The organism is Psychromonas arctica (assembly GCF_036697365.1).
Lineage (GTDB): Bacteria > Pseudomonadota > Gammaproteobacteria > Enterobacterales > Psychromonadaceae > Psychromonas > Psychromonas arctica_A.
Genome location: NZ_JBAHZA010000005.1, coordinates 58,073 through 70,821 on the forward strand (window position 1 = coordinate 58,073; position 12,749 = coordinate 70,821).

Annotated in this window: 12 protein-coding genes; 4 read left to right on the forward strand and 8 right to left on the reverse strand. The window is 36.7% G+C overall.

Going from position 1 to position 12,749, the window contains the following annotated elements:
• Positions 1-340 precede the first annotated feature (340 nt).
• The 4 genes from V5290_RS07065 to V5290_RS07080 form a co-directional block, all read right to left on the reverse strand.
• Positions 341-658, reverse strand: a complete 318-nt coding sequence (locus V5290_RS07065) for a DUF406 family protein (protein ID WP_333383302.1) — start codon at positions 656-658, stop codon at positions 341-343.
• Positions 659-762: 104 nt separating this feature from the next.
• Positions 763-3,240, reverse strand: a complete 2,478-nt coding sequence (locus V5290_RS07070) for a glycogen/starch/alpha-glucan phosphorylase (RefSeq protein ID WP_333383306.1) — start codon at positions 3,238-3,240, stop codon at positions 763-765.
• 346 nt (positions 3,241-3,586) lie between these two features.
• Entirely contained in the window at positions 3,587-5,239 is a 1,653-nt protein-coding gene (gene pgm / locus V5290_RS07075) for a phosphoglucomutase (alpha-D-glucose-1,6-bisphosphate-dependent) (RefSeq protein WP_333383308.1), read from the reverse strand.
• Between the two features lie 28 nt (positions 5,240-5,267).
• The gene (locus V5290_RS07080) at positions 5,268-5,879 is read right to left on the reverse strand and encodes a replication initiation regulator SeqA (protein WP_333383312.1); all 612 of its coding nucleotides are present in this window, start codon (positions 5,877-5,879) and stop codon (positions 5,268-5,270) included.
• A gap of 139 nt (positions 5,880-6,018) precedes the next feature.
• Here V5290_RS07080 and V5290_RS07085 point away from each other — a divergent pair, with 139 nt between their 5' ends.
• The 4 genes from V5290_RS07085 (at position 6,019) to fur (ending at position 8,678) form a co-directional block, all read left to right on the forward strand.
• Positions 6,019-6,804, forward strand: coding sequence for an alpha/beta fold hydrolase (locus V5290_RS07085; RefSeq protein WP_333383314.1), 786 nt, complete (start codon positions 6,019-6,021; stop codon positions 6,802-6,804).
• 603 nt (positions 6,805-7,407) lie between these two features.
• The gene (gene ybfE, locus V5290_RS07090) at positions 7,408-7,686 is read left to right on the forward strand and encodes a LexA regulated protein (RefSeq protein ID WP_333383317.1); all 279 of its coding nucleotides are present in this window, start codon (positions 7,408-7,410) and stop codon (positions 7,684-7,686) included.
• Between the two features lie 10 nt (positions 7,687-7,696).
• Positions 7,697-8,224, forward strand: coding sequence for a flavodoxin FldA (fldA, locus tag V5290_RS07095; RefSeq protein WP_113820483.1), 528 nt, complete (start codon positions 7,697-7,699; stop codon positions 8,222-8,224).
• Positions 8,225-8,252: 28 nt separating this feature from the next.
• Entirely contained in the window at positions 8,253-8,678 is a 426-nt protein-coding gene (gene fur / locus V5290_RS07100; RefSeq protein ID WP_333383323.1) for a ferric iron uptake transcriptional regulator, read from the forward strand.
• 272 nt (positions 8,679-8,950) lie between these two features.
• Here fur and V5290_RS07105 read toward each other — a convergent pair whose 3' ends face one another.
• The 4 genes from V5290_RS07105 to erpA all read right to left on the reverse strand — a co-directional run bounded on the left by V5290_RS07105 (position 8,951) and on the right by erpA (position 12,746).
• Entirely contained in the window at positions 8,951-9,901 is a 951-nt protein-coding gene (locus V5290_RS07105) for a TAXI family TRAP transporter solute-binding subunit (RefSeq protein WP_416351603.1), read from the reverse strand.
• 104 nt (positions 9,902-10,005) lie between these two features.
• Positions 10,006-11,340, reverse strand: coding sequence for an amino-acid N-acetyltransferase (gene argA, locus V5290_RS07110; protein WP_333383328.1), 1,335 nt, complete (start codon positions 11,338-11,340; stop codon positions 10,006-10,008).
• Between the two features lie 116 nt (positions 11,341-11,456).
• A complete protein-coding gene (locus V5290_RS07115) occupies positions 11,457-12,083 on the reverse strand; it encodes a trimeric intracellular cation channel family protein (protein ID WP_333383331.1) in 627 nt (208 codons plus the stop codon).
• A 312-nt stretch (positions 12,084-12,395) separates the two neighbouring features.
• Positions 12,396-12,746 carry an iron-sulfur cluster insertion protein ErpA gene (gene erpA, locus V5290_RS07120; RefSeq protein ID WP_333383333.1) on the reverse strand — a complete coding sequence of 117 codons (351 nt, stop codon included), beginning with the start codon at positions 12,744-12,746 and terminating at the stop codon, positions 12,396-12,398.
• Between the last annotated feature and the right edge of the window lie 3 nt (positions 12,747-12,749).

A 12,749-nucleotide genomic window follows, 5' to 3' on the forward strand; every position in this document is an offset into this window, starting at 1 on the left:
AAGGTTAAGTATAACGATTAAGCAGAAAATTAAGAAATGAAGTTTTCAATTGCGAGAAAAAAAGTTGGTTATTAGATTAATAGGAAGCAATTTTAAGTGCCAACTCTGCCCTTAAAAAATAACTTAATTAATTTAAATTTATCTAATAAACAAAAAGGTTTGAAATCTGCTCACCGCTTAATACTAATTACATTAGATATACAACCCAAAATTTGCATCGGAAAAACCATTAAATTCAAGGCGTAAATTTCGTAAATAGCTGTTCACTTTTACGAAATTTACAACCAAGAAGTGAGCTATTTTAGCAAGTAAAATAGTTAAGCTACTCATTGTAATTGATTTAAATACTGCTTAGTCCCATTTCGTAAATTAACTTCTCTGCAGTGCACTCAAATTTTAAACTAACTTTACTTTCGATTGCATATTCAATCTCTTTATAATCGACAGATACCACTACTTCCGGAAACCGTGTTTGTGCAGCTTGAATATATTTATCGGCTAATTGTTCAACACTCGTTTTATCAGGGCCGCTAAAAGGCAAGATAAGCAACGTATCATCCTCTGTAATGACTGAGCCAAGTTCAACAAAAGTACCGCAAGCTTCGCAGATATCATTTTCTTGATTATTTTTTTTTGGAGCTGTTTTTTGTGTAAGCATAATAACCTCTTAACCCGTTATACATCATGCTTGATTGTAACTCGCTTTAAATAAAAAAGGCGACACTGAAAGAGTCGCCTTTTATCTTTTAATGATTTACATCATTAAGTGATCGGAAATTTTTTCAAATTCCAAATTTTAGTTGCATAATCTTCGATTGATCTATCTGAATTAAACTTACCCATAGCCCCTGCGTTTAAGATCGCTTTTTCAGCCCAAGCAGATTGATCACGATACAAAGTATCGATAGCTTGATGCGCATTAACATAAGATTCATAGTCAGCAAGACACAGATATTCATCGCCCCAATCTAATAAACTACGTTTAATATCCGATAATAAACCAGGGTGACTAGGGGTGAAAAAATCACTGTCTAGCCAATCTAATACTGATTTCAATTCTGGATTATTATAGTAATAATCATACGGATTATACCCTTCTGCCTTTAGTGCTTTCACTTCTTCAACGCTTAACCCAAAGATAAACATGTGCTCAGCACCAATCTCCTCAGCCATCTCAATATTCGCGCCATCCATAGTGCCAATAGTCAACGCACCATTTAAAGAAAACTTCATATTACCTGTACCTGATGCTTCCAAACCTGCTGTTGAAATTTGTTCAGAAACATCTGCGGCAGGAAACATTTTCTCCGCTAATGACACTCGATAATTAGGTAAAAACACCACCTTCAATTTATCCTTGATACGGACATCATTATTAACTTTGTCAGCTATTTTATTTAGCGCAAAAATTATCTCTTTTGCCATGTGATAACCCGGTGCAGCTTTGGCACCAAATAAGAAGACACGAGGTATCATATCGTAATCAGGATCTTCTAAGAGGCGTTTGTATAACGTTAAAATATGAATCAAATTTAATTGTTGGCGCTTATATTCATGTAAACGTTTAATTTGCACATCAAAAATGGCATCTACGGAAACTTCAACGTCCGTTTCTTCTTTAATGATTTTAGCCATCACCATTTTATTTTCTTTTTTTATGTCCATAAAGCGTTGTTGAAAATCACTATCTGTTGCTTTAGGTAAAATACCTTTGAGTTTATCTAGATTAAGCACCCAATCGTCACCAATTGTCTCATCTAACAAAGTGGCTAAGCCTGGATTACAAGCTTTTAACCAACGACGTGGTGTAACACCATTAGTTACATTGACTAGTTTGGTTGGAAATAACTCGTGGAACTCAGGAAATAGATCCGTTTTTACTAGCTCAGAATGAACAGCCGCAACGCCATTAACTTTATAAGCAGTAATAACACAAAGGTTTGCCATACGTACCATGCGTGGTTGAGACTCTTCAATAACCGATAACTTAGATTTTTTAGCATCATCACCCGGCCATTTTTTCTCAACGACTTTAGTTAAGAATTGAGAGTTAATTTCATAGATAATCTCTAAATGACGAGGCAATACTTTTTCAAATAGTGCTACAGACCATTTCTCTAACGCTTCAGGCAACAGAGTGTGATTAGTATAAGCGAATGTTTTTTGACAAATCTCCCATGCTTCCGGCCACTCCAAACCTTCTTCATCAATTAAAATGCGCATTAACTCGGGGATTGCAATTGTTGGATGCGTATCATTTAGCTGAATTGCCACCTTTTCAGGAAGTAATGACCAGTCTTCTTTATTTGCGCGTTTAAAACGGCGTAAAATATCCTTTACCGAACAAGCACAGAAAAAGTATTGCTGAATTAAACGTAGCTCTTTACCTGCATCTGTTGAATCATTTGGATAAAGTACTTTAGATACCGTCTCTGCTTTGGATTTTTCAGCTTGAGCATCCACATAACCACCGGCATTAAATACGTCCCAGTCAAATGCTTCATGGGAACGGCTTTCCCATAAACGGAGGATATTAACGGTTTTTGCACCATACCCAACAATCGGAATGTCCCAAGGTACGCCTTTTAATTTTTGTCCTGCATGCCACACCTTGCGAGAACCTTTACCTTGTTCGTAGACTGTTTCAACATAACCGTACAAGGGTACAAATTGAATCGACTCAGGGCGACAAATTTCCCAAGGGTTACCATATTCACGCCATGTATCAGGCCGCTCTATTTGACGGCCATCTTGAAACTCTTGTTTAAATAAACCATGCTCATAGTGAATACCATAGCCTATTGCGGGATAACCTAAGGTTGCTAAGGAATCGATAAAACAAGCTGCTAGCCGCCCAAGTCCTCCATTGCCTAAGGCCATATCTGGCTCTTCATCGCATATTTCGTAGAGGTCTTTACCTAATGCTTTTAACGCCTGTTGCGTAACATCAAATACTTCTAGGTTCTGTAGGTTGTTTGATAATAGCCGCCCCATTAAAAACTCAAGAGATAAGTAATTAACCGCACGTGTATCTTTTTCGGCATGATTCTGATGTGTTTGTGTCAACTTCTCAAAAACAAGTTCATTGACTGCTTGGCATGTTGCATTCCACCAAGCTTTATTATTTGCTTTATTTTTATCTGTTCCCAGCCCTTTGTGGAGGCGGTCGATAATCGCTTGTTGCATTTCAGCACAATTGACTGACGGTACTGCAACTGATGTTTTTTGTTTAGTCGCCATGATATACCCATTAATTTTATAAATAGTTAAAGTAATACCAATCACACCAACGAAATGATTACTTATTTTATGTAATCGGTATCAGTTCTATCGCGTGTAAAACTTTCTTGTATAAATAATGAGCCCAAAAGAGCAATACAGTCGAATAAAACAGGTTATTCTTCGTACACATAAAGTAATACTAAAAAAACCATCAAAAAACAACTTTAATAAAAATTATATTGAAATGAATTATTGAGGATATTAGGTTAAAAAGTGGGATATAAAAAAGGCGAGGTAAAAACCTCGCCTAAAAACAATCATTTAAGTTTAACTCATACTCCACTAATGGAATAAGTGCTCACTGTTATAAACCAGCTTTAGCAAACGCTTGCGCAACTATTTCTTGTGCTTCTGTTTGAATCAATGCGATATGTTCCTCGCCCAAGAAAGACTCAGAGTAAATTTTATAAATATTTTCAGTGCCCGATGGACGTGCAGCAAACCAGCCATTCTCAGTAGTCACTTTTAAGCCGCCAATAGCTGCCCCATTACCTGGTGCATGGGTTAATTTAGCGGTGATTTTCTCACCTGCTAGCGTTTCCGCTTCTACCATTTCAGGGCTTAAATTAGCCAGTACTTTCTTTTGCTCTGGTGATGCAGGTGCATCAAAACGCTGGTAAACAGGCGCACCGAATTTAGCAACAAACTCAGCATAATGTTCGCCTGGATCTTTCTTAGTAACAGCAATGATTTCAGCAGCTAGCAACGCTAAGATGATCCCATCTTTATCTGTACTCCAAACCGTACCGTCTTTACGTAAGAAAGAGGCACCAGCACTTTCTTCCCCACCAAATCCAAAGCTACCATCATACAAGCCATCAACAAACCATTTGAAGCCCACTGGTACTTCCGACATGTCACGACCTAAGTCATTAACAACACGGTCAATCATTGAGCTTGATACTAATGTCTTACCTACAATTGCTTTGTCAGGCCATTCACTACGGTGTGTAAATAAGTAATTAATTGCAACAGCAAGATAATGATTTGGATTTAATAAACCAGATGATTTAGTGACGATACCGTGACGGTCGTAATCTGGGTCATTAGCAACAGCGACATCAAATTTATCTTTTAGCTCAATCAATCCAGCCATCGCATAAGGTGATGAACAATCCATACGGATTTTTCCATCTTTATCTAATGTCATAAATGAAAATGTTGGGTCAACACGATCATTCACTACTTCAATATTAATGCCGTAGGTTTCAGCAATAACAGGCCAGTACGCGACACCTGAACCACCTAATGTATCCACACCAATAGTGATGCCAGATTTTGCGATAGCTTCTACATCTAGCACATTCTTCAGGTCATCAACATATGGCTGAATATAATCGTACTCTTCAACTAAATCAGACTGCATTGCTTCATCGAAGTCAGCTTGCAAAATATCATCGTAATTATCGTTTAATATTTCATTTGCACGATCTTGAATTATTTTAGTGACATCACTATCTGCTGGGCCGCCGTTTGGTGGGTTATATTTAAAACCACCATCTTCAGGAGGATTGTGTGAAGGTGTGATAACAATACCATCTGCCAATGAATCAGGGTTAGCTTGGTTATATTGTAAGATAGCGTGAGAAATAACAGGCGTTGGCGTGTAACCACCACCTTGTTGAACAACCACTTTAATACCATTTTCAACTAACACTTGTACTGCAGAGATAAACGCAGGCTCAGACAAAGCGTGTGTATCTTTACCAATAAACATTGGGCCTGTGTAACCTTGCTCTTTGCGGTACTCAGCAAGTGCTTGGGTAATAGCCAGAATATGTAATTCGGTAAATGCATATTTAAAAGAGCTACCGCGATGACCAGATGTACCAAAAGCAACTTGTTGCTCTGCGATTTCAACGTCCGGTAAGTTTACATAATATGCAGAAACTAGTTTTGGAATATCAACTAAATCATTTGCTTGAGCTGGTTGACCAGCGCGTGGATGAATTGCCATAAGTGCCTCAGATTTGTTATTGGTATAATTAAATTTCTTCTTTTATTCGTCCGATCAAATGATGTGGGTAGCCCATTGATGCCATCATTTGCGTCAAAATAATACGTTTACGTCCTGTATTCGCATTCGTAATCACCCAATACGGCGTGTTCGGAATGGCTCTAGGTTTACTAGCTTTAAATTGTGCTAGCTCTTCTTCATTATCCGAGTTTAATAACTCTTCAAGTTGTGTCCCCAAATAAGCACGAGTACGCCCTTTGGTTGTTTCAGCAGCTTCGATAAACGCAGCCTTTTTTTCGAAGTACATGGTAGTTAACATCATCATAAATTTGTTAGTGATCACCGTTTCCGCTTTAAAAGCAGGATCACTAAACAATTCACGAACGCCTTTATGCGTGAAAGTACTTTCCATGTTATCTGTAACTTTTTCTGCTGTAGTTACTTTTTCTGTTGGTGTGGAATCATCCGTAGCAGTTTCCACTTTAGGAGGTTGAATTGGGCTTTCCTCAATTTCAACTAAATTGTTTTCTTTAGGTAGCGCCAGTAAACGACGAAGAATTTGCGAGGGAGTTTCGCCGAAAGCTTCAATATTGTTTAAAATATGCTTATACAGATCATCTTCTATTTCAATCGTCTTCATTTTATCCCCATGACATGACTTATTTACCCATCAAAGTACTCGTAAACTACATAATAAGTGAACTGTAAATACATTCAGCTTTGATGCATAATTTGTTATTCTTTAACACTTTATTTATTTTTACTTAAAATGAGCCGTTATGCTACTAAATTACCAATTAAAACCATCTACTCGTGAAGAATCAACCGATAAAAATCAGGTTATCTTTTTAATTCATGGCTTATTCGGTAGTTTATCTAACCTATCTGGCCTCGGAAAAGAACTGCAAAGTGAATATGACGTTATCTTAGTCGATGTCCGAAATCATGGTCAAAGTGAACGCAAAAGTACAATGAGTTACGCTGAAATGGCTGATGATATCTTCAAATTAGCAGATCATTTGCAAATTGAGGAGTTTTCAATTCTAGGTCATTCGATGGGTGGGAAAATAGCAATGAGTTGCGCTTTAACACAACCACAACGTATTCAACGTTTAATTGTTGCTGACATTGCTCCTTTAGCGCATGCCGATAAACACAGCGATGTATTTGCTGGATTAAAAGCGGTAAAAGCATCAAATGTACAAAGCAGAACTGAAGCGGACAAAGTACTGGCAGAATATGTGGATACGCCTGAGATTAGACAATTCTTATTAAAGTCTTATCAACGTACGAGTGATGGTTTTCAATTTGTTTATGATTTAGAAAATTTGTACCACAACTACAGTTCAATTATTGATTGGCCTGCGCAAGACACAGCCTATTCTAATCCTACCTTGTTCATCAAAGGCGAGTTATCAGATTACATTGAAGAAACAAGCCAATCAGCCATTATAAAACTATTCCCTAATGCCAAACTAAAAGTAATTAATGGCACTGGGCATTGGCTACATGCAGAAAAACCAAAAACCTTCAACCGATTAGCGATTAACTTTTTTGCTCAATAAATCACCATTTTAAGGACATATTTATCTATTTTAGATGGCATCTGATGTCGATACCCGTTATCATTCCACTTGCAAAATTCAAGCAAGTCAAAAACTCAGTTTTCTAAGTGACTTAATAGTGACTTAGAAACCGAAATGGACTTTCTAACCCTGATAATAAATGAATCGTTATTTAGGGTTAACTAGAGGATTAACTAAAGTTAATCACTCAAAAACAACTAAAATGTTTGCCTCAACACTTGCTCAGGCAAGTCGTTAGCTAAAAAAAACCAACTAACTACTACCATTCACATAAAGGTGTATCACCTTAGGTTGTATTTCATGTTGAGTATTAGTTAGATATGGCGCATATATATTTTTAAAGTAGCAAAACAGGTTGTAAGGATAATCTCAATCAACTAATTGAATTGAGATGCCAGCACTGACTTTAGCAATTATCAACGCGTGTTGATGCTTGAGTAGTGATATTTTGAGTTGTATTGGCTTTATTGCAAAAGCAATGATTGAAATTGTGTGGGTTAATTCAGGCATTGGTTAAATAATTAAATTCAATGATTGTATTGTTAGGTAAGTGTAGTTAAGTAAGAATTGTTAGGTAACATAATGGCAAAGGAATCATTTGATCGCATTACTAGCGATCTATTTGCAAACGAGGTTCGCCGAGGCAGACCTAAAAGTAATCCTCATTCTCGTCAGGTTCAGCTTAAAATAAATAAGCAAAAACAGACGTTAAGAGATAAGCAAAACGGTTTAAAAAGAATCGAATTAAAAGTAGATAGCGCATTATTTGATAAACTGAATGCACTATCTGATACACAATCTATAAGTCGTGCAGAGTTAATTAATAAACTACTTCACGCACAGTTAAATCAAATAAATTAAGGTATAAAGTATGTCTAGCGTAGGTATTTTCTTTGGTAGCGATACAGGTAACACTGAAGCTGTTGCAAAAATGATACAAAAAGAATTAGGTAACAAGTTAGTAGAAGTAAAAGATATTGCCAAAAGCAGTAAAGAAGATATTGCTGAATTCAGCCTTATTTTATTTGGTATTCCTACTTGGTACTACGGTGAAGCTCAATGTGATTGGGATGATTTTTTCCCTGATCTAGAAGATATCGACTTCACAGATAAACTAGTTGCTATCTTTGGTTGTGGTGATCAAGAAGATTATGCTGAGTACTTTTTAGATGCAATGGGACAATTAGGCGATATAGTTGAAAGTAAAGGTGCTATTATTGTAGGTAATTGGTCATCAGAAGGTTATGACTTTGAAGCATCAAAAGCAATGGTTGATGATAACCACTTTATTGGTTTAGGTATCGATGAAGATCGTCAACCTGAATTGACAGCATCACGTGTAAAAGCTTGGTCTGAACAAATTTATAACGAAATGTGCTTAGCAGAATTAGCCGACTAAATTCAACATACAGCAGTTAGGATACAAGATGAGTAATGAAAATTTAGCCCTTAAAGAAGCAGGTTTAAAAGTAACATCGCCACGTTTAAAGATTTTAAGCTTATTACAATTACCAGAAAATCAGCATTTAAGTGCTGAAGATCTGTATAAAAAGTTACTAGATCAAGGTGATGAAGTGGGTGTAGCGACAGTATACCGTGTATTAAACCAATTTGATGATGCAGGCATTGTTACTCGTCACCATTTTGAAGGCGGAAAATCTGTTTTCGAACTAACCCATAAAGAGCACCACGATCACCTAGTATGTCTGAAGTGTGGCGAAGTAATTGAATTTAATGATCCAATCATTGAAGAACGCCAAACTATGATCGCTGAAAAATACGGTATCAAACTAACAAACCATAGTTTATACCTTTACGGTGAACCTGTTGATGGTGAGTGTAAGCATAAATAGTTTATACTCTTTAATGCCTAACGCTTGATAAAAAAGCCTGTTTTATAACAGGTTTTTTTATACCCCAAAGAAAATCAAAATATAAACTATTAAAGTTCTGTGCTAATTAACCGTAAACAAATAATGTTAATATCATTAAGAAACAAACACTTATTTCTTTAACTATCTGCTTAACAATTTGCAAATAGGTCAAATAGGTTTTAAGGCTTTAGTGGTTTGATTACTTTAGTGGCTTCTAACAAGCAAATAATTTGTGGTGCAAGTAAACGGGATCAGTTAACTAACGTAGCGGGTATCAAGCCCACCTCTTTGTAGTAACGTAATGCACCAGGATGCAGTGGAGCAGTCAGGTATTGTGAAACCATTTCCTGTTTAGTTAACCCTTTAAAAGAAGGATGCAATTGAATAAATTCTTGATGATGTTCAAAGACAGCTTTCACCATTTCATAAGCAATATGGTCAGGTAAACTAGCTGTTGTTACAATTGTCGCACCAACGCCAAAAGTGTCTGTTTTATCAGGAGTTCCGCGGTACATACCCTCCGATATATTAGCACTTTCATAATAACCATGAGTATCAATCAGCGTTGAAATATTATCGCCAGTAACATTCACTAAATGTGTTTTACAAGCACTAGTCGCCTCTTTAATAGAGCTATTCGGATGCCCTACCACATACACAATCGCATCAACTTTATGATCGCAGAGTGCCTGAGCTTGCTCACTAGGCGTTAATGAAGTTAATGCATTAAAGTCAGATGTTTGCCAATGATAAAGGTCTAATAACATTTCCATTGTTGCGCGCTGCCCTGAATTAGCAGCACCAATATTAACCCGCTTACCTTTAAGATCTTCAAAGCGTTGAATATTTGCATCTTCTCTTGCTAGCACAGTAAACGGCTCTGAATGCACTGAGAAAAGAGAGCGTAAGTCAGTAAAAGGCCCTTCATCTTTAAATAAAGAACTGCCATTATAAACATGGAATTGCCAATCAGACTGTACAACCACCACATCAATTTGTTTTTTCTTTAACGCTTCTAAGTTATAAATAGAACCCGGTGTGCTTTTGATATCACAATGAATATTATCGATACCCTTTACTTGATTAAGTAAAAAACAGATCGCGCCACCTGTCGGATAATAGACACCGCTAATACCACCAGTGCCTATAGAGACATATTTATCTTGAGCAATTGCACTGAAAGATGATAAACAAAGCATCACCCCTATCGTAAAGAGGTTAGTTGGAAAAAACAGCGTCTTTAACAAGTCGCTGTTATTTATTAACTTACTGAAAAAAAATTCCTTTTGCTTAACAGTTATATTAATCATATTATTTTTTTGACTAGTACCTTAGAATTACGCTTCAAATTGTACATCTCTTTTTTTTCTGCTGGTAATTGATTAATTTCAGCAAAAACAAAACCACGCTCTCTAAACCAATGAATACTTTGTGTGGTTAACACAAAGATAGATTCTAACCCCAACTGTCTTGCTTTACGTTCTACATGTGCCACTAAGTTGTCAGCACGTGCCGCTCTTCGGTATTTAGGATGGCTAACTAAACAAGCTAATTCACCGGTCTTTTCATCAGCAAATGGATATAAAGCAGCACAACCGATTACCATGCCATCTCGTTCAACAATAAAGAATGACTCAATCTCATTCTCTAGTAATTCACGAGAGCGTTTTACTAATATGCCTTGTTTCTCAAGGGGCTCAATCAATTGTACTAAACCACCAATATCATCGATGGTTGCAGGACGAATTTGCTCATAACTTTCTTTAACTATCTGAGAGCCCGTACCATCTCGTGTAAATAGCTCTTTTAATAACGCGCCATCTTGATGATAACTAAGTAAATGACAACGGGTAACGTCAGCTTGACAAGCTGCTACGGCAGCGCGCAAAAATCGTAATGTACCTGATGCTTGCCCTGATAATTGTTCATTTTTGTCAATATGCTCTTGTGCTTGCTCAGGTAATAATTCTGAAATCACATTACCTTGTTCATCTAGTACACCTTGGTTAGAACAAAAACCAATCAATTTATCGGCTTTTAAAGCAATCGCAACTTGTGTTGCCACTTCTTCGGCTAACAAATTAAAAACTTCACCAGTCACTGAATAACCAATCGGTGAGATAATTGGAATAGCACCTGAAGAAAGCTGAGTACGTAATCCTTCAACATCAATACGTCTGACTTTTCCAGCATGGCATAAATCGATACCGTCTTTAACTCCGATCGGTTGTGCTGTCACCACGTTACTAATGACCGTTCGAATAGCAGCTCCTTGCATTGGAGAATTCACCAACCCCATTGATAGCCCGGCTTGCAACTCTATCTGTACTCGTCCTATTGCTTGCTTAATTAACGCTAAACTGCGGTCATCGGTTATCCGTACATCTTGATAAAATTCACTACTGTGTCCATTCATCTCTAACTGCTTTTGAATTTGCGGACGTACGCCGTGCACTAGGACTAACTTAACACCCAGACTATTGAGCAATGCAATATCATTGATAATATATTGAAAGTTATCTGTTTCTAAGGCTTCACCGCCAATCATGAGCACGAAGGTTTTATGACGATGTGCATTAATATATGGTGCTGAATTACGAAACCAATTAATCAGTTGTGTTGAATTTGTTACTGCTTCCATTTCCCTACCTATTAATCACAACAATTGATAATACATACTAGACGATAGAGTTTATCAATTTGAAGTTTATGTTTGCAAAACAATTGTTTAAAGAATGTTAAATAAATGAAAAAATATTATGCCTCTCTATCATTGCTGAATACGGGTAACGATAAGTGATAATAAATAGCACACAATCTCAAAGATAAAGTACCTAACATTGCAATCGCCATCGAGAAGATGGGTCCGAGCTCAATATAATCACATAACACATATAAAGTAGCGCCTAGAATAGATGCAGTGGCATAAATTTCTTTCTGCAATACAAAAGGAATTTGCCCGCTTAAAATATCGCGGATCATGCCACCAACAACCCCGGTGATACATCCCATAACAATTGCAACAGGACCGCTAAACCCTAACATCAATGCTTTTTGCGCACCAATAATGGTAAAAATAGCTAAACCAAAGGCGTCAAAAATAGGTAACAGATATGCAGGAAAACGGTGAATACGATGTAACCATAACACACTCAGTAATGCGGTTAAGATAATCACATAAATATAGGTATTATCTACAATCCAGAATACAGGTGTAGCTCCCATCATCATATCGCGTAACGTCCCACCGCCAATACCTGTAACACCCGCTAGCACAATAATACCAAAAGGATCCATTCGCAGTCTGGTAGCGACTAATACACCAGAAATTGCACAGGTTATCACCCCGATCATATCTGAAATATAAATGAAATTTTCTAGCATATAATTGTTAATTCCTAGGTAAATGATTAAATTTTAGCGCATGTTATAACAAATAGAATATCAATCACACTAAATAACTCACCATGATTATATTAAACATGTGAGTGTGTGAGGCCAATAAAAATAGCTTTTATAACAGACTTAAATAATGGCTGATTAATGAATTGCAATAAGGCTAAGAGATATTGGTAAAGCTCAATAAATAGGTAAATAAATTACTATTATTAAAGCCAATAGAGTAGAGAATTAGTGCTTACTTTATAGGGGGTAAAGTAAGCACATATCTAATAAACAGTATGTATAGAGATTATATTAAATAGAGAATGAAGAACCACAACCGCAAGTTGACGTTGCATTAGGGTTATTAACTAAAAAGCGAGAACCTTCTAAGCCATCGATAAAGTCAACAGTACCACCGACTAAATATTGTAAACTCATTGGGTCAACAGACAATGTCACTCCACAATTCTCGATTAAGGTATCATCCTCATTGGTTTTTTCATCAAAGGTAAAACCATATGAAAAGCCAGAGCAACCTCCACCGGTAACATAAACACGTAACTTAAGGTCAGGATTATTCTCTTCTGCAATCAATGCTTTCACTCGGTTTGCTGCGCTATCACTGAAATAAATCGGTAATGCCATTTCCACTTCACTTGTCATGTT

Coding starts and splice junctions, on each gene's coding strand:
- V5290_RS07065 (WP_333383302.1), bottom strand. CDS start 658: ATGCTTACACAAAAAACAGCTCCAAAAAAAAATAATCAAGAAAATGAT.
- V5290_RS07070 (WP_333383306.1), bottom strand. CDS start 3,240: ATGGCGACTAAACAAAAAACATCAGTTGCAGTACCGTCAGTCAATTGT.
- pgm (WP_333383308.1), bottom strand. CDS start 5,239: ATGGCAATTCATCCACGCGCTGGTCAACCAGCTCAAGCAAATGATTTA.
- V5290_RS07080 (WP_333383312.1), bottom strand. CDS start 5,879: ATGAAGACGATTGAAATAGAAGATGATCTGTATAAGCATATTTTAAAC.
- V5290_RS07085 (WP_333383314.1), top strand. CDS start 6,019: ATGCTACTAAATTACCAATTAAAACCATCTACTCGTGAAGAATCAACC.
- ybfE (WP_333383317.1), top strand. CDS start 7,408: ATGGCAAAGGAATCATTTGATCGCATTACTAGCGATCTATTTGCAAAC.
- fldA (WP_113820483.1), top strand. CDS start 7,697: ATGTCTAGCGTAGGTATTTTCTTTGGTAGCGATACAGGTAACACTGAA.
- fur (WP_333383323.1), top strand. CDS start 8,253: ATGAGTAATGAAAATTTAGCCCTTAAAGAAGCAGGTTTAAAAGTAACA.
- argA (WP_333383328.1), bottom strand. CDS start 11,340: ATGGAAGCAGTAACAAATTCAACACAACTGATTAATTGGTTTCGTAAT.
- V5290_RS07115 (WP_333383331.1), bottom strand. CDS start 12,083: ATGCTAGAAAATTTCATTTATATTTCAGATATGATCGGGGTGATAACC.
- erpA (WP_333383333.1), bottom strand. CDS start 12,746: ATGACAAGTGAAGTGGAAATGGCATTACCGATTTATTTCAGTGATAGC.